Origin of the sequence: Alkalibacillus salilacus, assembly GCF_030812915.1 — a bacterium.
Taxonomy (GTDB): domain Bacteria; phylum Bacillota; class Bacilli; order Bacillales; family Alkalibacillaceae; genus Alkalibacillus; species Alkalibacillus salilacus.
In genome coordinates, this window is sequence record NZ_JAUSTQ010000015.1 from 13471 (window position 1) to 39461 (window position 25991).

General features: G+C 36.7%; 23 protein-coding genes, 2 pseudogenes and 1 other annotated feature. Of the genes and pseudogenes, 18 read left to right on the forward strand and 7 right to left on the reverse strand.

Features of this window, described 5'->3' with window-relative positions; genetic code table 11:
• Positions 1-139 precede the first annotated feature (139 nt).
• The 3 genes from groES to J2S77_RS13025 all read left to right on the forward strand — a co-directional run bounded on the left by groES (position 140) and on the right by J2S77_RS13025 (position 2851).
• Positions 140-424 carry a co-chaperone GroES gene (gene groES / locus J2S77_RS13015; protein WP_306978031.1) on the forward strand — a complete coding sequence of 95 codons (285 nt, stop codon included), beginning with the start codon at positions 140-142 and terminating at the stop codon, positions 422-424.
• A gap of 42 nt (positions 425-466) precedes the next feature.
• On the forward strand, positions 467-2101 hold the full coding sequence (groL, locus tag J2S77_RS13020) for a chaperonin GroEL (RefSeq protein ID WP_306978033.1): 1635 nt from the start codon (positions 467-469) through the stop codon (positions 2099-2101).
• A gap of 285 nt (positions 2102-2386) precedes the next feature.
• A complete protein-coding gene (locus J2S77_RS13025; RefSeq protein WP_306978035.1) occupies positions 2387-2851 on the forward strand; it encodes a hypothetical protein in 465 nt (154 codons plus the stop codon).
• Between the two features lie 15 nt (positions 2852-2866).
• Here J2S77_RS13025 and J2S77_RS13030 read toward each other — a convergent pair whose 3' ends face one another.
• Both J2S77_RS13030 and J2S77_RS13035 read right to left on the reverse strand, forming a co-directional pair.
• Positions 2867-3529: an HAD family hydrolase gene (locus J2S77_RS13030; protein ID WP_306978078.1), complete on the reverse strand. Its 663-nt coding sequence runs from the start codon at positions 3527-3529 to the stop codon at positions 2867-2869.
• Positions 3530-3586: 57 nt separating this feature from the next.
• Positions 3587-4224, reverse strand: a pseudogene (locus tag J2S77_RS13035) (HD domain-containing protein).
• A gap of 669 nt (positions 4225-4893) precedes the next feature.
• Positions 4894-5127 (forward strand) — a binding site (T-box leader).
• A gap of 77 nt (positions 5128-5204) precedes the next feature.
• Here J2S77_RS13035 and J2S77_RS13040 point away from each other — a divergent pair.
• Positions 5205-6437, forward strand: coding sequence for an MFS transporter (locus J2S77_RS13040; RefSeq protein WP_306978037.1), 1233 nt, complete (start codon positions 5205-5207; stop codon positions 6435-6437).
• A 136-nt stretch (positions 6438-6573) separates the two neighbouring features.
• On the opposite strand, the gene J2S77_RS13045 is transcribed toward J2S77_RS13040, so the two are convergent.
• A complete protein-coding gene (locus J2S77_RS13045) occupies positions 6574-7317 on the reverse strand; it encodes an amidohydrolase family protein (RefSeq protein ID WP_306978039.1) in 744 nt (247 codons plus the stop codon).
• Positions 7318-8149: 832 nt separating this feature from the next.
• Between J2S77_RS13045 and J2S77_RS13050 the strand changes: the two genes are divergently transcribed.
• On the forward strand, positions 8150-8755 hold the full coding sequence (locus J2S77_RS13050; protein WP_306978041.1) for a hypothetical protein: 606 nt from the start codon (positions 8150-8152) through the stop codon (positions 8753-8755).
• A 191-nt stretch (positions 8756-8946) separates the two neighbouring features.
• Entirely contained in the window at positions 8947-9417 is a 471-nt protein-coding gene (locus J2S77_RS13055; RefSeq protein WP_306978042.1) for a GNAT family N-acetyltransferase, read from the forward strand.
• A gap of 397 nt (positions 9418-9814) precedes the next feature.
• Here J2S77_RS13055 and J2S77_RS13060 read toward each other — a convergent pair whose 3' ends face one another.
• Entirely contained in the window at positions 9815-10048 is a 234-nt protein-coding gene (locus tag J2S77_RS13060; protein WP_306978043.1) for a hypothetical protein, read from the reverse strand.
• Between the two features lie 399 nt (positions 10049-10447).
• On the opposite strand from J2S77_RS13060, the pseudogene J2S77_RS13065 reads away from it, so the two are divergent.
• From J2S77_RS13065 to betB, 4 genes and pseudogenes are all read left to right on the forward strand, one after another.
• A pseudogene (locus tag J2S77_RS13065) lies at positions 10448-10698 on the forward strand (IS1595 family transposase); the annotation flags it as partial.
• An 87-nt stretch (positions 10699-10785) separates the two neighbouring features.
• Positions 10786-11316: a cysteine hydrolase family protein gene (locus J2S77_RS13070; protein ID WP_306978044.1), complete on the forward strand. Its 531-nt coding sequence runs from the start codon at positions 10786-10788 to the stop codon at positions 11314-11316.
• Positions 11317-11724: 408 nt separating this feature from the next.
• Entirely contained in the window at positions 11725-13410 is a 1686-nt protein-coding gene (gene betA, locus J2S77_RS13075) for a choline dehydrogenase (RefSeq protein ID WP_306978047.1), read from the forward strand.
• A gap of 78 nt (positions 13411-13488) precedes the next feature.
• The gene (gene betB / locus J2S77_RS13080) at positions 13489-14961 is read left to right on the forward strand and encodes a betaine-aldehyde dehydrogenase (protein WP_306978048.1); all 1473 of its coding nucleotides are present in this window, start codon (positions 13489-13491) and stop codon (positions 14959-14961) included.
• 52 nt (positions 14962-15013) lie between these two features.
• Here the strand turns inward: betB and J2S77_RS13085 are convergent, their stop codons facing one another.
• Both J2S77_RS13085 and J2S77_RS13090 read right to left on the reverse strand, forming a co-directional pair.
• Positions 15014-15481, reverse strand: coding sequence for a hypothetical protein (locus J2S77_RS13085; protein ID WP_306978049.1), 468 nt, complete (start codon positions 15479-15481; stop codon positions 15014-15016).
• A gap of 513 nt (positions 15482-15994) precedes the next feature.
• On the reverse strand, positions 15995-16156 hold the full coding sequence (locus J2S77_RS13090; protein WP_306978050.1) for a hypothetical protein: 162 nt from the start codon (positions 16154-16156) through the stop codon (positions 15995-15997).
• Positions 16157-16326: 170 nt separating this feature from the next.
• Here J2S77_RS13090 and J2S77_RS13095 point away from each other — a divergent pair, with 170 nt between their 5' ends.
• The 5 genes from J2S77_RS13095 (at position 16327) to J2S77_RS13115 (ending at position 21381) form a co-directional block, all read left to right on the forward strand.
• Positions 16327-17202 (forward strand): helix-turn-helix domain-containing protein, encoded by an 876-nt coding sequence (locus tag J2S77_RS13095; protein ID WP_306978052.1) that lies wholly within the window; start codon positions 16327-16329, stop codon positions 17200-17202.
• 369 nt (positions 17203-17571) lie between these two features.
• A complete protein-coding gene (locus J2S77_RS13100) occupies positions 17572-18696 on the forward strand; it encodes a S8 family peptidase (RefSeq protein ID WP_306978053.1) in 1125 nt (374 codons plus the stop codon).
• Positions 18697-18977: 281 nt separating this feature from the next.
• A complete protein-coding gene (locus J2S77_RS13105; protein ID WP_306978055.1) occupies positions 18978-19841 on the forward strand; it encodes a phosphotransferase family protein in 864 nt (287 codons plus the stop codon).
• Positions 19842-19936: 95 nt separating this feature from the next.
• On the forward strand, positions 19937-20671 hold the full coding sequence (locus tag J2S77_RS13110) for a hypothetical protein (protein WP_306978056.1): 735 nt from the start codon (positions 19937-19939) through the stop codon (positions 20669-20671).
• Between the two features lie 11 nt (positions 20672-20682).
• Entirely contained in the window at positions 20683-21381 is a 699-nt protein-coding gene (locus J2S77_RS13115; protein WP_306978058.1) for an ATP-binding cassette domain-containing protein, read from the forward strand.
• Between the two features lie 106 nt (positions 21382-21487).
• On the opposite strand, the gene J2S77_RS13120 is transcribed toward J2S77_RS13115, so the two are convergent.
• The gene (locus tag J2S77_RS13120; protein ID WP_306978060.1) at positions 21488-22441 is read right to left on the reverse strand and encodes an ATP-grasp domain-containing protein; all 954 of its coding nucleotides are present in this window, start codon (positions 22439-22441) and stop codon (positions 21488-21490) included.
• 308 nt (positions 22442-22749) lie between these two features.
• Between J2S77_RS13120 and J2S77_RS13125 the strand changes: the two genes are divergently transcribed.
• The 3 genes from J2S77_RS13125 (at position 22750) to J2S77_RS13135 (ending at position 25812) form a co-directional block, all read left to right on the forward strand.
• Complete coding sequence (locus tag J2S77_RS13125) at positions 22750-23271, forward strand: GNAT family N-acetyltransferase (protein WP_306978062.1); 522 nt, start codon at positions 22750-22752, stop codon at positions 23269-23271.
• Positions 23272-23455: 184 nt separating this feature from the next.
• On the forward strand, positions 23456-24910 hold the full coding sequence (gene rlmD, locus J2S77_RS13130) for a 23S rRNA (uracil(1939)-C(5))-methyltransferase RlmD (RefSeq protein WP_306978064.1): 1455 nt from the start codon (positions 23456-23458) through the stop codon (positions 24908-24910).
• 698 nt (positions 24911-25608) lie between these two features.
• On the forward strand, positions 25609-25812 hold the full coding sequence (locus J2S77_RS13135) for a hypothetical protein (RefSeq protein WP_306978065.1): 204 nt from the start codon (positions 25609-25611) through the stop codon (positions 25810-25812).
• Positions 25813-25991 lie beyond the last annotated feature (179 nt).

Sequence of the window (25991 nt, forward strand, 5' to 3'; positions counted from 1 at the left end):
ATACTTAGAAACAAAAATTTTAATGTTTTTACTTGCAAAATTTTTTCTGATTGATTATTATAATAAGTGGATTTAGCACTCGACTAACTTGAGTGCTAATAAACTGATTCAACATATCAATTAAGAGGAGGTCTTGATCATGTTAAAACCACTAGGAGATCGCGTTATTGTCGAATTAGTTGAGGAAGAATCAACAACAGCAGGGGGCATTGTCCTACCAGACTCAGCTAAGGAAAAACCGCAGGAAGGTAAAGTCGTTGCTGTCGGCTCTGGCCGCGTAACAGATAACGGCGAAAAGATTGCACTAGAAGTTAGCGAAGGAGACCGCGTTGTCTATTCTAAATTTGCCGGAACTGAAATCGAAAAAGACGGCAAAGAATACTTAGTTTTACGCGAAAATGACATTCTAGCAGTCGTTCAATAAAGCAAACGCTTAAATCGGTAAAATCTTAAGGAGGTTATGATCATGGCTAAAGAAATTAAGTTTAGTGAAAACGCACGTAACTCAATGCTTAACGGTGTTGATACATTAGCAAACGCTGTGAAAGTGACATTAGGACCAAAAGGACGTAATGTTGTACTCGACAAACAATTCGGTTCACCACTTATTACTAACGATGGTGTCACAATCGCTAAAGAAATTGAATTAGAAGATCACTTCGAAAACATGGGTGCACAACTCGTTTCAGAAGTAGCTTCGAAAACAAACGAAATCGCAGGTGACGGTACAACAACTGCGACCGTTCTTGCGCAAGCAATGATCCGTGAAGGTCTGAAAAACGTAACATCAGGTGCGAACCCAGTTGGCATTCGTCGTGGTATCGAAAAAGCGACTGAACTAGCGACGGCTGAACTAGCGAAAATTTCAAACCCAATCGAAGGTCGCGAGTCAATTTCACAAGTTGCTTCGATTTCAGCTAGTGACGAAGAAGTCGGTTCACTCATTGCTGAAGCAATGGAACGTGTGGGTAACGACGGTGTTATTACGATCGAAGAATCAAAAGGTTTTAATACAGAATTAGAAGTCGTTGAAGGTATGCAGTTCGATCGTGGTTATGCATCTCCTTACATGGTGACTGATCAAGATAAAATGGAAGCGGAATTAGAAGATCCGTACATCCTCATCACAGATAAGAAAATCCAAAACATTCAAGAAGTACTTCCAGTCTTAGAACAAGTGGTTCAACAAAGCAAGCCAGTACTTATCATTGCAGATGACGTTGAAGGTGAAGCACTTGCGACATTGGTTGTGAACAAACTACGTGGCACATTTAATGCCGTTGCTGTAAAAGCACCAGGATTCGGTGACCGCCGTAAGGCAATGCTTGAAGACATTGCAACCCTAACAGGCGCTGAAGTCATCACAGAAGACTTAGGTTTCGATCTGAAGAGCGCAACAATCGATCAATTGGGTCGTGCTTCGAAAGTCGTTATTACGAAAGATAATACGACAATCGTTGAAGGTGCTGGTGATAACGATAAACTAGCAGCTCGTGTTAACCAATTACGCGCTCAATTAGAAGAAACAACTTCTGATTTCGATAAAGAAAAACTACAAGAACGCCTAGCAAAACTAGCAGGTGGCGTTGCAGTCGTTAAAGTCGGTTCTGCAACTGAAACAGAAATGAAAGAGAAGAAACTACGTATTGAAGACGCGCTTAACTCAACACGTGCAGCTGTTGAAGAAGGCATCGTAGCTGGTGGTGGAACAGCCTTTGTTAACATCCACAGCAAAGTCGCTGATCTTGACTTAGAAGGTGACGAAGCAACAGGCGCAAGCATCGTACTTCGTGCACTAGAAGAACCAGTTCGCCAAATTGCACACAACGCAGGTCTAGAAGGTTCAATCGTCGTTGAACGTCTGAAAGGTCAAGACATTGGCGTCGGGTTCAACGCTGCAACAGGCGAATGGATGAACATGGTTGATAACGGCGTCGTTGACCCAACGAAGGTAACCCGTTCAGCCCTACAAAATGCATCATCCGTAGCCGCTATGTTCCTATCAACTGAAGCGGTCGTAGCTGACATTCCAAGCGAGAATGACGGTGGCGGCGCACCAGACATGAGCGGCATGGGGGGCGGCATGCCAGGCATGATGTAAGGAAGACGAATAAACCTATACAAACCAAGGTTTATGACCTAATAATTAAAAGTAAGAGAAAAGTAAAAAATACTGTAGGTAAGTAGTTCAGTTTAGGGGTGCAAATTGTAATTTTGCACCCCTAATTGAACTACTTTTTGCGTATGAAAATGTATGATGATTTGATATGTGAGTTGTATAATTACTTGAGAAATTTTTATGATAATAACATATATAGTAAAATAAGTTGAGGAACGTCTTTCAATTAACTAGAGAGTAGAATTGAAGGAGAGGTGAGAACCGGAAGTGGGGGATAAAGTGAAGGTAATTAAAATACTACTGTTATTTTCATTTGTTATTTTCGGTGCATGTAGCGGGGATCAACATCTTACATTTGAAAAGAAGGAAGATGCAGAACAAGAAATTGGTGAATTTAAAACGCCTGCAATGCCAAAGGGATATGTAATTAAAAAAATAACGTATGATCATGATGGCTTTACACACCCAGAAACTAAAGTGTTTTACGAAAAGGAAAGTCATAGCATTACGTTTATGATTGCATCATCATGGTTTGATAATAGACCTTCGGAGAAGATTGAAAACGATAAAATAGCTGACATGGTTTGGATTTCAAAAGATAAAGATTATGTATTAAAGTGGAGAAGTTCCGACAAGCAAAGTTATAAATATCTATTCACAAAAAATGAAAAAGACAAAGAATGGTTGATTTCTATTGCAGAAGGCTATTCAACTAACGCCCACGTTACTTGAATAAATCTAATTTGTTTACATACCTTTACCGTTGTTCACACCTGTAATTTTTAGCGCTTGTACGAATTCATTTATGTTACTTAACATTTGATCTGGTTGAACACCAAACTCTAATGTCTGATAGTTTGGTAACCACTGTACTCCGATAGTATGTATGTTAGCTTGTTTACCAGCCAAAATATCAGCGTCACTATCTCCTAAAAATATAGTATCGGTGTTATCTATATTAAGCTGTGCCAATGCCTTTTCCAATCCTTCTGGATGAGGTTTAGGTGTAGAAACATCATCACCAGTGATTATCACATCAAATAAGTTTTTCATATTAAGGCAATCTAAAGAGATAAATAAACTTCTGCAAGCTTTTCCTGTTACAATCCCCAATTTATAACCTTCTCTTTTTAAAAACAGGAGTAAATCGTTAATCTCCTCATTCTTAGGAACAAGTTCTTGGTGTTTTTCACTATACTTCTCATAATATAATTCAATTGCTTTGTCATGATTTGAATCCATAAGATTTTCTCTGATGATTTCAGTCTCAGATGGTCCGAACATAGCCTTTATTTCATTTGGTGTTACCTCTTTGTTGTCAAAGTCCTTAAATACAGATTGAAATGCATAAAAACAAACTGGCAAAGTATCAGCAAGTGTACCATCAAAATCAAAAATAATCGCTTTAATATCTACACAACCTTTATCAAAATAATGTATCTTCGAATTAAAAATTGCCTCGGATAATTAATGATCTGTACTTGTATATATTGAATCTTCTACACCTGGGAGAAGTTTGTATATGCTTTTATTGAGTAGCCCTTCTAGTTCATTTTTAATTTTGTAAAATCCTTTCCAGTGAAGCGAAGTATGTATAGTTGTTCCATGCCGTAATCCAACCGATATTAATCTTTTCTCAAGTGTAGTAAAGCCCTCGGAATCAGCAAGAGCATCGCACAAAGTGATTACTTTATTATAAATATCATATGTGCTGTTCTCATTAAGAATCTCAACCAACTTTAACTTCATATGTTCAGGGACAAGGCCCCAATCAGCTGCTTCTTCTATATGTTCATTCATACAAGGAAATGAATGAGTAACACAAACAATTGCATTGCCAGTAAAGCCTAAATCCTTGAAAAAAATGTAGCCATCGAATGAATAACAGATTTGGTAAATCCTTTATACCTACCTATATCGTGTAAGAGAGCCGCATTGTAACCTAAATCAACGTCAAAATCATATCCGTTTTTATTTAATTCAATTAAAATATTTTCAGTCGCTTTTGCAACATTCACCGAATGTTTAAACCACGGTCCTGGGTTTTGGTTATATGCCCACTCAATAAGCTCATATGCATAACTTCTGTCCAATATATATTTCACGGGATCACATTCCTTTTCTAATTGAAAATCTGTAAATTATCCCTTCTCTACTAAAGTATAATTTTCCTTCTTAAACTAAACTGCTTTGTAAGTTGAATAACACTCTTTAACTTATTTTACCATATAAATGTTAATCATCTTGAAATTCCCTTATTATATTTATACTATTTGTATTACAAATAGCCTTACATTTTAGAAATCGGGTAAGACAAGACTTAACAATGCTTGTTTTAGTAATTTTCATTATATTGAAGATGAGTGGAAAATAATTAATTATAATCAAACTTCTTATCTAGAATAGAATTTTGAAGGTGACTTAATATAGAAGAATGGTGCATATTATTTTCATGACTTGTTACATTAGTTAACAAAAAATAGACAAAAACGCTACAGTTTTTGACTTGAACTCTGTAGGTGTTAAGTAATCCATCGATTCAAGGTGTCCCCCGACAAAGGCTATTAGGATTACTTAAACGTGTACTGAGCAACGGTTTTGTCATAGAGATCATCTTTGTTGCCGATAGACCGTCCAACTTCGAACGACTTAAGAGCCTCAATAATGAGCACATTCTAAGGTTAATCGATGAATTTCAAATCTAGTTATATAAGTTGTATTGATTACTTTAGATATATTTGGTAATATTTATAATCAAATATTGAAAATTTCATATTTATGCAATGAAGAGGACAGTAGGTATTTAAATTCTTCACAGAGAGCTCCGTTTGCTGAAAAGGAGTAAGAATTGATTATTGAATCAAACCTTAGAGCATCACGTTGGATCAGGTTATGTGATAGCGTGACGGTAGCTTCCGTTATAAAGTAGATACATTTAATTGTATCAGTAAAGGTTAATTATAATTAATTAATAAACTGGGGTGGCACCGCGATGACTCGTCCCTAAGACATGAGAATGTCTTAGGGACGAGTTTTTTATTTTATAAAGAAGAAATAATTAAGTTATTGAAGAAGGAGTTTAGTTATGAAACCCAAAAGTCTATTAGAGAGCTGGAAATACCCTTCAATTTTATTATTTGGAATAGGTGTTTCCAATGTGGGTGATTGGATTTACTTAATTGCATTAAATCTTATTGTACTTGATATGACTGGTTCTCCACTTGCTGTGTCAATCCTTTATATTTTAAAGCCATTGGCAACACTTTTTACAAATGGGTGGGCTGGTAGTGTAATAGATAGGTTGAATAAAAGAAACTTAATGATAGGACTTGATGTGTTCCGAGCATTTTTTATAGCCATATTGCCTATACTTCCGACAGTGTGGGCAATATACAGTTTAGTTTTTATTATTAACATGGCCAGTTCAATGTTTGAACCAACCTCAATGACTTACATAACTAAACTTATTCCTAGAGACCAAAGGAGACGTTTTAATTCATTAAGAAGCTTGATAGACTCTGGAGGTTTTTTAATTGGTCCGGCGATAGCAGGATTAATGTTTATGAATGGTACTCCTTTTTTCGCAATATATATGACTGCCATTGCGATATTTATATCGGGATTAATAACTACCATAATGCCGAACTTAGAAAAAGGTAGAGCAGCAGATATTGAGGAAAGTAAATTTAGTTTAAATTTGCTAAAAAGAGATTGGCAAGTTGTATCCAGCTTCAGTAAGGCCCATGTATTTACTATGACTATATACTTGCTTTTTGGCTGTATGATGGTAATGGCAACCGCCATTGATTCCCTAGAGGCGGCTTTTGCTAAAGAAGTACTTTCATTAACGGATAGCAAATACGGGTTTTTAGTTAGTATAGCTGGTGCAGGCATTGCTGTAGGAGCCTCAGTTAATGCTGTTTTCGCAAAAAAATTCACGACTTCTATGCTTTTAGGTTTTGGAACTTTACTTGTGTCAGTGGGATATATTATTTACGCATTCTCTAGTACATTTATAGTTGCTGCTATAGGTTTTTTCGTATTATCGTTCTTCCTTGCATTTGCCAATGCTGGTTTCCATACTTTCTATCAGAATAATATTCCTGTTGAAGTTATGGGGAGGGTTGGAAGTGTTTATGGTTTAATCGAGGCTTTTCTTATAATTGTTGTGACTGCTCTATTTGGGTTTGCAGCTCAATTAATTTCAATAAAATTAGTTGTTATTATTGGAACATTAATGATGCTAGTAGTTACATTAGTGATGTTTGTATTCAACCTGCAGTCCTCAAAGTTCAAGTTTACTTCTACAGAACCCTAAAGTGCCCCTATTTATTCCTTATCTGGAAGATGAAATTATACAGATGAAGGAGTATCTAATCTAGCCCAAGATAACTTAGGGAGGGTATATTATCCGATTAAAACTTATTTAAGATTGGAACATAATGTGAATAGAATTACTTGAAATACCATTCGAACGCGTTAGTGTAAAAAATCTTTTCAGTAGCACGTTCGTCAAATGATCGTTGAATTAGTTCAATATCAGCATATTCGAAAGGTCTCTTTGCTCTTGTTGATGGCAAATCTGTACCAAACATAAGTGAATCGGGATTTACTTTATATATAGCTTTTAGAGCATTTTCAACATTTAGATCTACTCGCCCAAAACCTGTTGCTTTGACACGTACACCTTTATCAACTAATTTCAACAGAGGTGTTAACCCTTCTTCTGATAACCCTAAATGGTCAATAGAAATAGCAGGTAATCTTTCAATAGTCGATGCAATACTAGGTAACTCTTTTGCATCAATATAAAGCTCACTATGCCAACCAACTAAGTCATAAACCCTTCTTGCAAAATAGTCGAGTTTTGATAAATCCTCTGAACCACCTCGTTTAATGTTAAATCGTAGTGCTCTGACTCCTTTGTTATGTAGGTCTATGATTTCTTCATCTGTCACATCAAACGGTAATTGCGTTACACCACAATATGTCGGACCCATTTGTTTAAGTGCATTCAACAAGTAGTCTTGGTCAAACCCTTGGAAAGAACCAGATACAATTGCCCCGCCCTGCACATTTAAATTAGTAGTTTCATGTTGATAATCTGATACAACATAGCTCGGGGGAGTATACCCTTGGTTTTCTATAATTGGAAAGTCAAAATCAATAATATGAAAATGTGCATCAAAAATTTTCACCATAATTCCCCATTTCATAATATAATTCAAAGGTTAATACGCTGTTAATGTTTGTCTCATTCAAGCCAGATTGTTTGATTAAACAAACACCTCAGTTAGTTGAAAAAGCAGAATGAAATATTAAATTCAGTTACAATTAAATACTACCTTAAATTTGCAATTGTGTGATAGAAATTTCAAAAAATCATTGTATAAATACGATATCTTTCGTCACCGATTATCCCTAAACAAAGGGCAGTTGTAGATCCTGTATTTTTCATAAAAACATAATTTATAAACCATGGAAACTAGCAGAAAATATAAGAGATAGTATGGAAGGAATTGGTGGAAATTTGTAGAATGATACAATGAGGAGGTGGTTAGATGCCCAAAGTGGAAATTAATCAATTTTTATTAGAATCCATAATGTATATTTTAAAAATTGTTACTGATTATTTATGGTTTCTAATACCTATCGTTATTTTTGTTATTTGTGTTAATAGGAAAAGTTTATTTTCTATGTTAGATTTTTAAAATAAAAATTCTGTTGTTAGATTGTATAAATTACACTGACTATAAAATATGGTTAAAAAGGGAGGGGGGGACTTTGTCCGAATACGAAAAATTTCTCAATGGAATGGATGAGGAATTGGTTAGAGAGGAAGAAGACCAAGAGCAAGACACTTGTGCAATGCAAAATAAAAGTGCAAAAGTGTGCAACTGAAAGTAAATAAATTTAAGTTAAAAAGCTGTCAGTTCAATCAATCCGTGCTACTTTTATTGGTAACTGTTCAATTAAAGTAAACTTCTTCTTTAAGTGCTATTCCCCATTTAAATGGGAGGGAACAAATGCATGAAACAACTGTTTATAACTTTTTTCCTCATGTTAAGTACATCTTTATTGTTTGCTTGTACAAATGATACAGGTGAAGCGGACGAAATGGCAAATGATCAAGTGAGTGACCGACAAGAAACAGGGCATGAAGAGTTTGAGACATTAACGTACGAGCATGAAGTAGAAGACAAATACCGTGATTTTCTTAATGATGAACAGCTAAAAGCATTAGACGAATTACAAAAAACAATCCTCAGTTTGTTTGTAGAACAAGAAGATCAAACGATTGTCGCTGATTATATTAGCGAAGAATCGATTGAGATGTATTTAGATTCATATTCCAATGACGCCGAAACGAAGGAAGAGGTGTATGAACAAATTGGAAAACATTTGAATGAGGCCTCATCTCAAGCTATTGAAGATCAAGAGCTTGAAACGGTTAATATAGATGAAGCTATTGCATACAGTGACGAGGGTGAAAATGGCCAAGAAGAACTTTTTGCGACAACTATTTACTACGAATTTAGTTTCCGTAACGGCAGCACTCAATTAACTGAATTGACTTTAGACTTTATCGATGGTGTGTTTAAAGTTCGCGATTTTACTCGGGTTGATGAAGAATAAAATACTAGCTTTGACGATTAAAACGATAAAGAACGAAATTTTCCGGGATAAACAGAAAAGATCTTAGTTATTTGATAAGTAGTTCAGTTTTGGAGTGAAAATTGCAATTTGCCCTCTTAAATGGACTATTTTTTTGCATATGAAATTTTAGACTGAAATGAAAAAACTAAATTAATTAAGTGGGTGCGGTTATGGAGGTAAGGTTAGAGAAAGCAACTGATAAAGATGCACAGTCTATTTTTGACATTCAAGTTAAAGCTTTTATGCCACTTTTGCATAAGTATAAAGACTATGAAACTAACCCAGCATATGAACCTGTTGAAAGAGTGATTACGAGAATAAATAATCCTGATGGTGGTTTTTATAAGATATTAGCTGATAACAAACTTGTAGGTGCTATCTGCATTTTATGGAGGGAAAACTTACAATTCTGGATAAGCCCGATGTTTATTCTACCTTCTTATCAAGGGAAAGGAGTAGCCCAGAAGGCTATAACATTAATCGAAGAACTGTTTCCTCAAGCAATTACTTGGGAGTTAGCTACAATTTTAGAAGATGATAGAAATTGTTATTTATATGAAAAAATGGGCTATAACAAAACGGGAGTTAGTAAAAAGATAAACGATAATGCAACACTTATTTATTATAAAAAAACTTGTTAACGTTCTTATTCTAAATGGTGGCAGTACTTGAGGAAAAGTGAGCGATTTCCAATAAGGAATTTTCTTTTTTGTAGGTCTTCGTTAATTATTTTGACTTTGCTAATTTGGCTACATTTCCTGTATAAATAACAAATCAAAATATAAACGAACATTGATATAACAATGAAAATGAACATCAAATTGTTATGTAATTTAATGCTCATTTAATAATACATTTTCATTATTTGTACTCTAGAACTGGACTACTTAAGTTATTTTTCTCCGCTTTTAATCCCGTTTTTCAGACTTCTCGTCATATTTTTTATTCAAGCAATGTTCTTAGTTAAAACGTTTTACTTTTATTCTTTTTATACAATATCCATAAATAAGGTAATAACATTAATGTAGCAGGGACTATCTAAAAAATCCAAACTCCATACACACCTAATGCAATTCCAGATACAATCAGAAACCCATTTCCATTTCCGTTGTTTTGTGTTTTAAAAGAACCCACAATTCCCAAGATGCTTCCCAATATAGCTAGTATACCAAAATTACCAAACGTATAAGAATCATCCACAATAGCTAACAGTATTGCTGTTATTGAAATTAACACTTCTGATAATCCACCGATCCTAATTATATTCTTCAATAATCACCCTCCTTTTGAATTGAAAAATATTGATGTTTAAAAGTAGTGTAGATAGCTTAAATCAAAAGCATCGTCTTTTGCTTTTTATGACCTAAGCCGGTTAATAATGCAGATCCAGTTGCATTTTATATGTAACATGTTTTGGCTCTTTCAACATTATTAGATATTATTGGAGGGTTTCCTGTTAAATGTTGAAAACTAGGGATGATGGAGGAGGTTGGTTGTGTTCTGTGCTTGTAGCTGGATCATTGTTAGGTTTGTTAGTTTTTGGGTTCTTTTTATTATTGCGAAATTTAAGGAGCAATATTACTAGGCCCACTGCTGACATTCATCACATCTTTAGCCGTAATTATATATAGTTTTTTCTTTGTAAAAGGATGCTCTATGCGAATTCTGCTTAAGCCTGATGGTAAAGTTCTTACAAAGGGACTTTATCACATCCAAAACGTCAACAATTACGATCGTAGGCTTAAAGGGTGGATACAACGATTTAACGGAGTTCCCACCAAATATTTGAACAAATACCTTACTTGGTTTCAAGAATTAAAAGCATTCGCCATCAGAGAAAAGAAGTCTCTATAAATGACTTGATGATTAAAGGGAATTTGATACAAAACTTAGAAAAGCATGATACACTTAGGTTATCTTAGTTCACTATATAAAAATTATTCCTTATTTAAAGGGAACTTGCTAGCACAACAATCATAAATATTATTTCTCATAGGGGGGGGGGAATAATGGAGAAAGCACTTCTAATTATAGACGTTCAAAATGGAATGTTTCAAGAAGGTAATGTTGTATATCAAGGGGATAGGTTACTTCAAAATTTAAATGATTTAATCTCTCAAGCACGCTCTACTAAGACACCAATTTTTTATATACAGCATAATGCACCTGCTGGGAAACCTTTAGAGTATGACACAAAGGGTTGGGAGATTCATCCTAAAATTACTCCAAACACTCAAGATGTAATCATTCAAAAAACTACTCCTGATTCATTTTTTAATACTTCTTTAGATGACGAACTGAAAAAACAAGGGATTGAACATTTAGTAATTGCGGGGATTCAAACAGAAGCGTGCGTTGATACAACTTGTAGGAGAGCTTTTAGCATGGAATATAAGGTCACTTTAGCATCAGATACACACAGCACTTGGGATTCACAAGATATTACTGCCCAACAAATTATAAACCATCATAATGGTGTATTACGTTGGTTTGCCAATGTTTACCCAAGTAAAAAAATCACATTTGATAGTCCATACTGAAAAATAGGGGTTTCCAATTTGGGTAAACCCCTATTAATTAAGTAATATCAACATTAAACTTTAACAGAACCAATTTAATAGTAGACATTCGTTCAAAACTATTAGCATATCATTCAACAAAAGGTTCACAGCCGCTAACAAGGTGGTTGTGAACCTTTTTATTTTTCAACAACTTAAGGACGTAAAATAGTGCGAACAATAAGTTTGTTTTAATAAGGTGGCTAATAGAGTTTACAACCTCCTCAGAGTGTGTTAAATTAAAATTGTTAAATTCGTTAAAAAATAATTTAACAAAATTAACGTAACGATGGGTGAATCATTTTTTCATTAAAACAACTCCCCTTTAGTGATATTAAATGTCATTCATCGTTACTCTGATGTTAGTTAAATAATCTAGGAGGTTTTCATATGACAGAAAGATATGATTACGTCGTAGTTGGAGCTGGTAGTGCTGGCTCGATTATGGCAAACCGTCTGAGTGAAGATGATAAGAATAGTGTTTTGGTATTAGAAGCAGGTCGTAGTGACTATGCGTGGGACCTATTAATTCAAATGCCGGCTGCGTTACCATTCCCGGCTGGTAAGAGTCTATATGATTGGAAGTATGAATCAGATCCAGAGCCTTACATGGGTGGTCGTCGTATTTCGCACGCTCGTGGTAAAGTATTAGGTGGATCAAGTTCAATTAATGGTATGATCTATCAACGTGGTAACCCAATGGACTATGAGCGTTGGGGTTCTGATGAAGGAATGGATGAATGGGATTATGCTCATTGCCTTCCTTATTTCAAACGTTTAGAAAATACGGTAGCAGCGGATAAAGATGATCCGTATCGTGGCCATGATGGTCCGTTCACCCTAACGCGCGGCCCGGCGAAAAATCCATTGTTTAAAGCGTTTTTCGATTCAGCAGTTGAAGCGGGTTATAACCGGACACCAGACGTTAACGGGTATCGCCAAGAAGGGTTCGGCCCGTTTGATAAACACGTCAGTAACGGCCGCCGTATGTCAGCGTCACGTGCGTATTTACGTCCAGCAATGAAACGCAAAAACTTAACGGTTAAAACGCGGTCGTTCGTGCAACATATTGACTTCAGTGGCCGTCGTGCGCAAGGGTTAACGTATAAGCGAAACGGGAAAACGCATTATGTTGAAGCAGGTGAAGTGATTTTATCAGGTGGTGCGATTAATACACCGCAGTTACTTCAACTATCAGGTGTCGGCGATGCAGAGCATTTACGCTCAGTTGGTGTTGATCCAATTGTTCACTTGCCAGGTGTCGGTGAAAACTTACAAGACCACTTAGAAGCGTATATTCAATATGAATGTCCAGAGCCTGTTTCAGAGCAGCCGAATTTAAATAAAGCGAAAATGCCTTGGATTGGCTTGCAGTGGATTTTCGGTCGTAAAGGACCAGCTGCAACGAACCACTTTGAAGGTGGCGGCTTTATTCGTTCGAACGAAGAAGTAGATTATCCGAACTTGATGTATCATTTCCTACCGCTTGCGGTTCGTTATGATGGTCAAAAGGCTGAAGCGGATCATGGTTTTCAAGTTCACGTTGGTCCGATGTATTCGGATGCACGCGGTTCACTTAAGATCCGTTCGAAAGATCCGAAACAACATCCAAGCATGGTTTACAATTATCTTTCAACAGAGCAGGATCGTCGTGAGTGGATTGAAGCGGTCCGTATAACACGTAAGATTATGTCACAACCAGCGATGGCTAAGTATAATGGTGGTGAAATTTCACCTGGACCAGATGTACAAACAGACGACGAAATTTTAGATTGGGTGGCAAAAGATGCGGAAACAGCTTTACACCCATCATGTACAGCAAAAATGGGTCCTGAATCAGATCCAATGGCCGTTGTCGATCCGAAAACGATGAAAGTTCATGGCTTAGACAATCTACGTGTCGTGGACGCATCAGCTATGCCATACGTCACAAATGGTAATATCCACGCACCAGTGTTAATGTTGGCAGAGAAAGCAGCTGACTTAATCCGTGGTAAGAAACCGTTAGAAGCTGAAAATCTACCATATTACCGTCACGGTGTCGATCCGAAAGATGCAGGGGCAGTTGAAGCTTAAAATTTTGACAAGACGCTGTTAATTGATTGACAGCGTCTTGATGTTATATTAAACCTTAACCAATAGGAGTTGATCATAATGACGTTAAAACAGAAACAATACATTAACGGGGAATGGGTCGACGCGAAGTCTGGTAAAACGCGTGACATCATTAACCCGTATAACCAAGAAGTCGTCGCAACTGTTCCAGAAGGCGATGAAACCGATGCACAAGCAGCGATCGCAGCTGCACGTGAAGCGTTCGACCAAGGTGATTGGGCGACAATGCCAGCGACAGAACGTGGTAAGATCGTGCGTGAAATCGCTGACTTCATCGAGCGTGACCGTGAAGAACTAGCGCGCTTAGAATCATTAGATACAGGAAAAACAGTAGAAGAAAGCCGTGGCGACATGGATGACATCGCAGGCGTATTTCACTATTACGCGGAAATCGCGGACAAAAACGGTGGCGAAATCATCGAATCACCACTACCGAACTCGATTAGTAAAGTTGTTCATGAACCAGTCGGTGTCTGTGGTCAGATTACGCCGTGGAATTACCCATTACTTCAAGCGTCATGGAAGCTAGCACCAGCCTTAGTAGCGGGTAATACACTGATCATGAAGCCAAGTGAAATTACACCACTGACAACGCTTAAAACATTTGAATTGATGGAAGAAGCGGGTGTACCGAAAGGCGTTGTTAACCTTATCCTTGGTGCTGGTCATGATGCAGGTGCTGAGCTATCAACGAATCATGATGTCGACTTGATTTCATTTACAGGCGGTATTGTGACAGGTAAGAAGATTATGCAAGCTGCAAGCACGAATGCGAAGAACTTAGCGCTTGAACTAGGCGGGAAAAATCCGAATGTTATTTTTGCTGATGCTGATTTTGAACTAGCGGTTGATCAAGCATTAAACGGCGTCTTTTTCCACGCGGGTCAAATTTGTTCAGCGGGTACGCGCCTGATTGTCGAAGAAAGCATTCACGACGATCTAGTCGAAGCCCTTGTAGAACGCGTGAAGCAATTCAAACTCGGAAGCGGTTTTGATGAAAATACACAAATGGGACCACTGATCTCAGCAGAACATCTTGCAAAAGTCGAGAAATACGTTGAGACAGGCATTAAAGAAGGTGCAACATTAGCTGTTGGCGGTAGTCGTCCAGACGATCCTGAATTACAAGACGGCTTCTTCTACTTGCCGACGATTTTCACGGACTGCACAACAGATATGGAAATCGTTCAAGAAGAAGCGTTCGGTCCGATTATTACTGTTGAGAAATTCACACGAGAAGAAGAAGCCGTACAACTCGCAAATGACTCGATTTACGGCCTTGCGGGTGGCGTATTCACAAATGATGTCGCCAAAGCTGAACGCTGTGCTGCCAAAATGCGCATGGGTACCGTTTGGATTAACGAATTCAACGTTTACTTCCCACACGCACCATGGGGTGGCTATAAACAATCAGGTATTGGTCGTGAACTAGGTAAGCTCGGTTTAGAAGAATATACTGAAACAAAACACATCCTCCAAAATACGAAACCAGAACCACTTAACTGGTTCTAAAATGCAACCCCTCTCACTTGTTCATCTTTGAATAGAGTGAAAGGGGTTTTTGTTATTCTCTTATAAATTCATACTCATTTTCCATAGCTAAATTTATATTCATATAAAATTTTTGAAAATGGCTTACTTCATTATCATCTGGCGGTTGAAAATCAAGATTATTAATTTCTGCAGAATACTTACTAAAGTCTTTTTTGCTTTCTTCCAAGTTAAAACCAATTTCTAAGTGTTCATTGTTGTTTTCAAAACGAATTGTAAATTCCTTATCATCACGATCCAATTCATATGTGCCTTTTCCAAGTTGAGTACTTGTGAATTCATTTTCATTCAAAAATTCTAATGTCAGAAAAGTTTTATACCAATCATCATCATCAATCTCTTCTCTAGATACATCTGGTGGGATCAGACTTATTGCTTTGTGACTAATCGCAAACGTTTTTCCAGATAAATCATTTTTACCATCACAAGCTGGTAAAATAAACAAAGTCAAGATTGATAGGAATATTAATCCTTTTTTCATAACCAATCCCTCCTTTCTCAATAGATATTACTTTGACCGAATTTCAATGTACCACTGAATGTAGTGTTAGTTACTCCAATCCTAAGAGTAAAACCAATTAAAGTCAAATAATTCAAAAAATTAACTATATTTATTTTTAGTATCCAGAAATCCAGTCCATGCAACATAATCACGGCTTAATTATTCTTAGATTTCCATATTGCATTTTTAATTTAATGAAACTCAAGTGATTCGACATGAGTTGATTAATGGAATATTTTTGAGTATGATTATGATAATTGTATGATAGACTACATTCATAATTCGAAACACCTATCCTCAAGGTCTCACTTCATAAGTATTAAAAAGTCTGTTAATTAGTTAGCTCACCATTGTTCCAAAATTAATAAAAAAGTACAGAACCATGTTTTCGATCTCACATGATTCTGTACATCATAATAAAATGAATCAACTGGTAAATTCATAAATGTTTCCTGTTATTCGGTACTGAAAAATTGTGACTATGACTTCATGCTAATCAATAGTACCTAAATCATCTTCAATTTCTCCGCTGGTCGTAACGTAGTTGTCACCCAAGCTTGTTGAATCACTAGCTGATAAGTCACCAGCTGAGTACGTTGAAGAAAATGAAACGATTAAAGAAAGACTGAATAAGAGATAAAAAACTTTTTTCATGGTAAACCCTCCTTGTCATATATAAATAAATTATATAACATTATAAAAATATCAGTATTAACTAAATATAAGCAATAGTCAAATAATTTAGTGTATTTAATACGATTATCTAACACAGATATCACAAAATATAAAAATAGTTATATTTTAATACTGAGGAGGAAACACGGATGGACGAACAACGGATTGGGGAAAAAATTAAAGATCTTAGAAACTATTATGGCCTATCACAAAAGGAATTATCAGAAGGGATCTGTACACAGGCTTACATTAGCCAAGTTGAATCAGGGAATAAAAATGTAGCTTCGTATATTTTATATCAGCTAGCAGAGAGACTCGGTGTTGATGTGGACTATATTTTGTTTGCATCTAATAATGAGAGATTTGATTATATAATGGAAGTTGAACGGCAAGCCAGAGTGCTAGTTGAAACTAAAGATTTTCAGTCACTTATGAATTTGGTTAAAGCGGAGGAGAATAGTCCATTGATGGAGGTGGCACATTTTCATCAATTCTTACTTTGGCATAAAGCGATTGCGATTCGTTACGTCGAAAATAATCTTGACCAAGCCTTGTCGGTGCTACAAGATGCGTTGAAATTAGCCAAAACGACCAATAAAACAGCTTCTGAAAGAGAAGTGCATATATTATCTAATATAGGTAATATATATGCTGAAAAAGAAGAGTATTTATTGGCGATTGATTCATATGAAACAGCCTTAAGCAACTTAAGGCTAATGCCATTGTATGAAACTAAATTAGAGACAGGTTTATTATATAATTTAGGAAGAGTCTACTTTATACAAAATCAGATTAATAAAAGTTTAGCATGTTGTGATGAAGCTATTCGATTGTGCAAGAGACATTACACTTTTCATGGATTAGGTGAGTCTTATTTTATTCAGGGGCATTGTTATAAATCGTTGAATAATCTTGAGGAAGCGCGGACGTGTTTTATGAATGCTAAAAGTTTGTTCGGTGTGATTGACCACGAGAAGTTTGTGGAAAAAGTAGATAACCAATTGAATAAATTACAAGAGTGTTAGTAGTTTCGACATAACTTGACAAAAAAAGACATAAATTATTACTATTTTTATATTTAATTAGTTTATGAAAGCAATTAGTAGGATTTCAAATATAATTGAGTGACATGATGCGTGATTCTAAACGCATCATTTTTTTGTCTGTGATAGTGTAACTTTAACACTCATTAACTTCTTCATAACTCATTGTTGATCAATTTAAATCTCAGCTAACAAGTTATCAATCAAGTAACCAAACGTAGTCTACTATTTTGTAATTGAAAAAGCAAGCCATCGAATAATCAAGTTATACATGCAGATGTTGTGTAGGAGTTAGTGGTGCGAATCAAAGTTATGATGTAAAAGTCATAACAAAAAATTTGGAAAGGGGACATGATTGTGAAGAAGTTAATTGTTGTCGTAAGTATGCTGGTGTTATTTTTAGTGCCAATGCATACGGTGTTCGCTGAAGAAGGTAATGGTCAAAGCACTGACGAATACTTGGTGCAGTTTGATGGCCCGGCTAAGAAAGGTTTGCTTAATGCTTTCGGTGTTGATGAGGATAAGGTCTTGCATGAATTTGATTTGTTACCAGTCTATCATTTGGAACTAACTGAAGGACAAGCAAATGGATTAAGTAATCATCCCCAGATTAAATTTGTTGAAGAAAATGCAGAAGCAGAAGCATACGCTCAAGATACACCTTGGGGAGTACCTCATGTAGAAGGTGATACATCACAAAATAATGGTTACACAGGAGCAGGTGTTGATGTTGCGGTTCTAGATACTGGAATCGATCGGTCACATGAAGATTTAAATGTATCAAGTGGCCATTCAGTGTTTGGTGATTCACCTTATGCTGATGGACAAGGACACGGCACTCATGTCGCAGGAACGATTGGTGCGAACGATAACAATACAGGTGTTGTTGGCGTTGCTCCAGATGCATCATTACATGCTGTTAAGGTGTTAGATGATGATGGAAGTGGCTCCTATGCTGGGATTGCAGAAGGAATTGAGTGGGCTATTCAAAACGATATGGACGTTATCAATATGAGTTTAGGTGGTTCTTCAAGCTCATCAATTCTAGAAGAGTACTCAGATATGGCATACTCAGAAGGTTTATTAGTTGTAGCTGCAGCTGGTAATAGTGGTAACTCATGGGGCTGGGGTGACACAGTTGGTTACCCAGCAAAATATGATTCGGTTATTGCCGTAGCAGCTGTTGATCAGAATAATAATCGTGCAAGCTTCTCTAGTCATGGTCCAGACGTTGAATTAGCGGCTCCAGGCGTTGGCGTGCAAAGTACTGTTCCAGGTAATGGTTATGATTCATTAGATGGTACATCAATGGCTTCACCACATGTTGCTGGTGTTGCAGCACAAGTTTGGGAAGCAAAACCAGGTCTGACGAATGTTGAATTACGCTCGTTACTACAAACAACAGCAGAAGATTTAGGTAACTCAGATTACTATGGTAATGGTTTAGTTCAATCATACGACGCGATCAGTCAGTAATAGGTTGATAGAATGAGATATTCACTCTTTTAAACATTTAATAAAAAACTGGCTGGGGTAGTAAAGTTCGCAAAGTAGGAGTTAGAAATTTTATTTCTAACTCCTATTTTTATGTTAATTCGAGTTTAGTAGGTTATTAAGACGTTGGAAATGTTGTATTAGTTCTAATCTTGAAAATATTTGATGATGAGGCGCTGTATTTTTGGTTTTTTATGGTAATATAGATTTAAATTATTATTCTACATTTAGAGTAATAATGAGTTTTGATAGGGGGGGTTAGGATGTTAAAGCGTGTCATTCATCAATTTGATTTGAACGTTTTATCGATTAATGAAGTTGAAGATTCCCGTAGCTCAACAGTCTATAAATGCAATTTGTCTAATGGTAACAATGTTTATTTGAAAATTCCTTTTACAAAATTGAAGTTTCAGCGAGAGTTAGATGCTTATGAGCTATTAAAAGGTGAGGTCTCGATTCCGGAAATGAAGGATTATTGGTCAGGTGATGCAGAATGTCCAGGTGCTTTTGTATTATCTGAATTAAAGGGGAGGCCATTAACATCTAATGCTACACCAAAAATAGCATATCAAGTGGGAGTTCTTCAGGCTAGAATGCATTCACTTCGTCCACCAATAGACCAAAAGTTAGTTGGTATGCAAAATCAATTCTCGAACTGGTCTCATTTTGTCGAACAACAATTTTATAGTTTCGCTGAAGATGTTAGAGAGATTCTGGATGAACGTTTATATAAACTGGCTGTTGAGAGATTTGAAGATATGAAACACGGTCTTCCCCTTCCTGATGGACCAAGTTTCATACATATGGATTTTCGTCCAGCAAATATAATTTTTGATCAAGATGAAGTCACAGGTGTGATCGATTTCGAAAGTGCAAGGTTTGGTTCCACAGAAATTGATTTTACAAAGCTTTATCGTGATTTTTTAAGTTATGATGAAAGCTTATATAGTGCATTCCAGGAAGGTTATAAGAGCATTAGACCATTGGTTGACTTAGATCAAGTTTTACCTTTCTATCGGTTTACGGATGCTTTTAATAGCATTGGATGGTGTAAGCGGCGGGGGATTGAAGAAAATGCTTCATTTTTAGAAAAAAATTTAACACGATTAAAAACGTGGTTGTTATGAGATGGTTTTATCTAATGATTGTGAACTTACTTTTATCTATAGATCTTTAGAATACTGAGCTATTATTTTAATAAATTATTGTGAAGGAAGGTTACATGAACCGTACGTATGAATTTTTTATTTTGTTTTTAAAAGAAAATGTTTATAATAAGATGATTTTATTTTGGGTCGTCTTCATTCCGTTAATTTTTTTCTTTATTAATTATAATGATTGGTTTGTTAATCGACCTCAAGAGCAAGAAGCCTACTTGGTATTGGCCTTTTTTTGGAGCCTCATGATTTTAATTTCCGCGGTGATTAATACAGCTGTTTCCCTTTTTATGATGCGTGAAGAGGGGTTTATGAAGATGTTTAGTTTTATTGCAGGGTCAAAGCGTTCAATTATTTTCGGAAAAGGTTTAGCGAACTTGTTGTTTCTGATTGTATCGATGATCGTGTTCAATTTAGTCGTTGCTTTGCTATTTCAAATGAATCCATTCATGTTGATTATGAATAGTTTACTCTTGATTGCTGTGACCTTTATTCCAGTAGTGCTGTTCTTTTCGTGGATCATGACCTTACCATTTAAGGAGGATTCGATTGCGCCGGCGTTTAGTTTGCTTACCATCGTTTTAATGTATCTAACGAGCGATATGGTTGGGGTGCAATCTCCGTTGTTTCTAATTAATCCGGCTGAGTTTATTTTGCGCGTAGCTGAAGCGGTTATTATTTCTGATGTTGTGGATGTAACGAATGTGTTGACCCTGGTCATCGTAGGTTGCATATATATGATCATTGGCCTAGTAACTATTAAACTTGCGAATTTAGAATCCAGGACGATTCGACAATAGGAGGTGTTGGTGTGGAAATCGTAAATATGGATTTTCGGTATCAAGAGGGCGGGAGAAAGATTCTAGACAATGTAAATGTGAAATTAAAACCTGATCAATTAAATGTCGTGCTAGGTTTGAATGGTTCGGGTAAGACGACGTTGTTTAATATTATGGCTGGTTCGCTAAAACCAAATGCTGGTGAATTGAGCGAATGGGTGAAGAAGTCTGAAATAGCTTATCAAGTCCAAGGTGTGCCGTTCCTGAATGCATTGAAAGGCAAAGATTTGGTGCGATTATTTTTGAAGACGGCCTCGAGACCATTTGACGTGCAGAATCCTGTCTTCTTCAATGGGATGAATGAAAGAGAGCGATCACTTTCTGAACACTTATGGCATTTGAAGCTTGGTGATATGTCACTCGGCGAAAGAAGATGGTTGATGGTGACGGCGATGTGTGCACTAGATCGGAAGCTATACATATTTGATGAACCGACATCAGGTGTTGATCCCGACTCGCGGTTAAACGTGTTAAATCGGTTGGAATCTGTTGCTAGAAGTTCTGGTCAATACGTTGTCATGTCAACACATACGTTACAAGAACTAGGGCATGTCGACTGCCGTGTCTTCTTACTACATGATGGAAAAATCGTTTTTGAAGGATCTTATAGTGATTTAACGTCGGTGCATCAGAATCCTGATGAGGCGTTTCGTGAGTTAGTTCGGGGTTGATCGTTAATACAATTTAGATCGGAATATAAGTAGAACTTTGGTATATGTTCGACATAGATATAGAAAATCGCACCTAGGATCAAGTCCTCAGTGCGATTTTGTTTATTTATCCGGCGTGTTGTGCGTCTTTTGTTTGCTGATTGAGGTAATGTGCAAGTGTGTTGGCAATTTCTTGCATACCGAATTGTTCGACTTTAGCTTCAGCGTCTGAATTGTAGTTGGTATTTGTGTTGACGTCATATGTGTACAGGTATCCAGCTTCATCACGAATGAATTCAATTCCGGCAAATGTAATGTTATTTTGCTTTAAAAACTGCTCGTATTGCGTAATGATTGGATCATCAAAGTCTGTGATGATTTGAAATTTATCCCGCGTATTCTCGGTTGTCATGCAAAATTGGTCTTCAATCGAGCAAGCATCAGCTGGGCATAATTCGAAGCCTTCTGATGTGTCGACATTGACCGCGTAGAAAAACTGGCCATTAATAAATTCACACCGTGTGATCGATGAATCCGGTGATTCAATATATTGTTGCAGTAATGTGATGCCATCGATTGGCTCTTCGAAATCGTCTGAGTATACGTATTGTTTTAAGCCTTCGATGCTATAAAATAGTTGCACACCAAGCCCTTTTCCAGCACGATTATGTTTCGTAATGAACGGCGCTTCCATCTGTTTCGCTGATTCGATCAATTGATCTTTGCCAGTAGTAACGATCGTTTTCGGTGTGCGAATGCCTGCTTTTTGCAAAGCGCTATATTGTCTTGCTTTGTTAATTTCTAAGTCGAGTGCGTGGCTACCATTTAAGACGACACGATCATGTTCTTCTAGCCAAGCGAGCACTGCTGAAGTGAATTCGGGTGCATATCGGTGTGAGCGGGTATGTGATGATGCGCTCATACGATTATAGAAAATGCCTTCAGGTGGCGCTTCGGACAAATCAATTGATCCTTGGTCTATGAACCAATCTTCATAAGGCACGCCTAATGCGTCGAGTGCTTCGAAGAGGGGTTCTGACCATTCTGCGTTTTCATGGATGACGTATATTTTTTGAGCCATATTGAAAAACTCCCTTAATTCTGATGTGTTTACTAGTATATTCAATTTTTAATGAAATGCCAATTAAAAAGTTTTGTCTCTTGGTTATTTGGTTTTGGATAAAAGAGTGATTTGTATCTTTAAAGAGGCGCTTTATCTATGAAAATGTAGTTTAAACTATGTGAATAATAGAAAAGAATACAATAGGATTAATATTTATATAGTAAAATAAGTTAAATAAAGTTGTTTGAAAATTTAGCAGTAATGGTGGAGAAGCACTAATTTTAAATAGGACCTTTCAAGATTAAAGTGATAATTATGGAGTGGTAATGTTGATAAGGGAAGATGTTGTTATTCGACAAGCAAAAATAGAAGATGCCTCAGGGATATTACACATACAAGAAGAAGTGGTTTTGGAAGGAAAGTTTTTAACAACTGTATCAGAGGAATTTAATAAGACAGTAGAACAGCAAAGAGACTGGGTAGAAAAGGTTTTAAAAAACGATAAAGAAACAATGTTGGTTGCAGTATATCAAGGTACGATATTAGGTTGGATCGTGTTTTTTTCATCAAACAGAGTAAGGCTTTCCCACACTGGATCAATTGGAATGATGGTGAAGAAAGATTTTAGAAGTATGGGGGTTGGAAAATTATTGATAAAACATTTGTTGGATTGGGCTGAACAACATCAATCTATCGAGAAAGTTTCCTTGGGTGTTTTTTTAACAAATCAAAAAGCAATTGCGTTATATAAAGATATGGGCTTTATTGAGGAAGGCAGAAAAGTTAAAGAATTCAAGCTCAATGAGGATGAATATGTGGATGATATTTTAATGTGTAAATTTGTCTAAATTGATCTTGCTAATATAGAGTGCTAGTTGAAAAGGGGAGAGAGTTATTCGATATTGCATTTCTTATTGTCTAGTCCTTTGAATAACTGGAGTAATTATTTGTTGATTATGCTCTCATTTTACTGTGTAAGTGGGATAAGCTATAATAAAAGATCAAAGGTAAAAAGAAAGTTAGGTCGTGACTATGAGTAAACGTAAAAAGCAACAAAATCATAAAAAGCAACAGAAACAATCGGGTTATAATCAAACGAAACCCAAAGATGCTAAGCATGGGAATGTAAAACCGCGTGACAAATCACCGCAAAAAGGACAAACGGCGAAAGTGACGTGCACTGGCTTTACGAATGATGGAAAAGGAATCGCTGAATGGGAAGGTAAGCAGTTGGAAGTGCCTTATTTACTCCCTGGCGAAACGGCTGAAATTTATGTCACGAAAAAGGATCGGTTCGTGAATGCTAGTGTTAAACGTATTCTTGAATCCGCTGATAGTCGGGTGAAACCATCTTGTCCCTATTATTATGATTGTGGTGGTTGCCAGCTTCAGCATATGAGTAACCGTGCGCAAGGGCACTTTAAGCAAGATGTGGTTAATGCGCTTATGAAGCCGTTTGGTAAGCCGAACGCTATTATGACCATGGATCACCCGTATGATTATCGTAATAAGAGTCATACAACATTCGGTATGAACCGGAAACGCCAGATTATTGGTGGCTTGTACGCCCAAAACAGTCACCAGATTATCCCGATGGAAGAGTGTTTGATTCACGATCCGAAAGCCGATGAGATCGTGGGCACGATCAAAGGCATGATGAAGTCATTTAAGATGGAGCCTTATAATGAGGACACGGGACGCGGGTTTTTACGCCACGTTTTAGTGAAAGTCGGTAAGAAGACAGGCGAAATCATGGTCGTTCTAATCGCAGGAACACAAATGTTTAAAGGTAAAAACAATTTCGTTAAAGCTCTACGCAAAGAACACCCTGAGATATCGACGATTTTGTTAAACGTAAATGATAAAAACACGAGTATGGTCCTTGGTGATCAAGAGAAAGTCTTGTTTGGTAAAGGAACGATTACCGACGAATTGTGCGGTTTGAAGTTTGAGATTTCATCGAAGTCATTCTATCAAATTAATCCGGAGCAAACGGAAAAACTATACGGCAAAGCGATCGAAATGGCTGGATTAACAGGCGAAGAAACGGTGATTGATGCTTACTGCGGTATCGGGACAATTGGCCTCGTCGCAAGTCAGCAGGCCGGTCGTGTCATCGGTGTGGAGTCAAATAAAGACGCCGTGCGTGATGCGATTCGGAACTCCAAGCGTAACGGCATCCAAAACGCACGTTTTTACCAAGGAGACGCAGGCGAATTCATGACTCAAATGGCTGCACATGGTGACCAAGCAGACGTCGTTATCCTAGACCCACCACGAACAGGAAGTGACGAAGCATTTTTATCAAGCGTCGTTAAACTAAAGCCGAGTCGAGTTATTTACGTCTCGTGCAACCCAGAAACCCAAGCCCGAGACATGAAATACCTTACTAAAAACGGCTACCAAGTCGAAGAAATGCAACCTGTTGATATGTTTCCGCAAACTTATCATGTTGAGTCTGTGGCGAAGTTGACGTTGAAAATGTAACCCAACAATAAAGTTGTAACATTTATAAAAAAGTCATAACAAATCGGCTAATTCGTGAGAATAAAGTTGAAACAGACGTCTGAGAGATAAGGGATAAAAGGTTGATGTCCTGCGTTTCTCAGGCGTTTTTGTGTTACGAGTTTATTGTGTGTGTGAATAAAGTCATGACACATTTTTTGAAACAAAATCGGTAAAAATCGGGGTTTGTGTTACGACTTTATTATGAAAGGCGACGGTGGAAAGCGGGTTGAAGGGGTGGAAAGTGTTACGAGTTTATTGTGAATGCACATAGTAGAGACATAAAAACGGTGTTTTTATTAGGAAATAGGAAGTAAGGGGTTTAGGGTTCATTCAACTAACGATTATTGGGTATTAACACTTGAGTTATTACACAAATTCACAAAGCAAATAGCACAATGTTAATAGCTGTTGTCAATGTACTATTTCCTATGTGGATTTAAATCTTATTTGCGATGCTGATTTTTTAAAAACAAGAAGGTAATTGTATTTTTTATGTTAAAATAAATGTAAAATTTGTGGAAGAACGCATTTAAACTAATGGGCAGGTCCTTTAAATCCCATAGTTGTTATTGGAGTAGCGGGTGGTGTTACTTCATGCAATTTTTAAGTATAGGGGAGGTTGCGTAATGATAAATGAGTGTGCAATTTGTCCGTGTTTTAATAAGATGAACAATGCGATGAAAGTCTTGATTACTACTTTAACTGTTATTATTTTTGGAGTATTATATTATTTTTTAATACCTCAAGTAATGCCAGGTGATTCTGGTTTTGTGATTTTAATATTCACGCCTTACTTAATTGGAGGTCTTTTATTTGGTTTGGGATTGTTTGGTCTTGCTTTTGGGATAAGCAAGTTTTGCGAATGGATAAAAAGAAAGTGATTTGATTTAAATTAACGGGAACGTTAGTTGAAGAAGGGTGAGCATTTTCCGAAATGGAATTTGCTCTTTTTTTGTTGGTGAAATTGCATTAGTTTTTGCACGTGATTTTGCAATTCTTCATTAATTATTTGGGCTTTGGAAATCGGGTTGCATTTTCCTGTGTAAATAACTACTCAAAA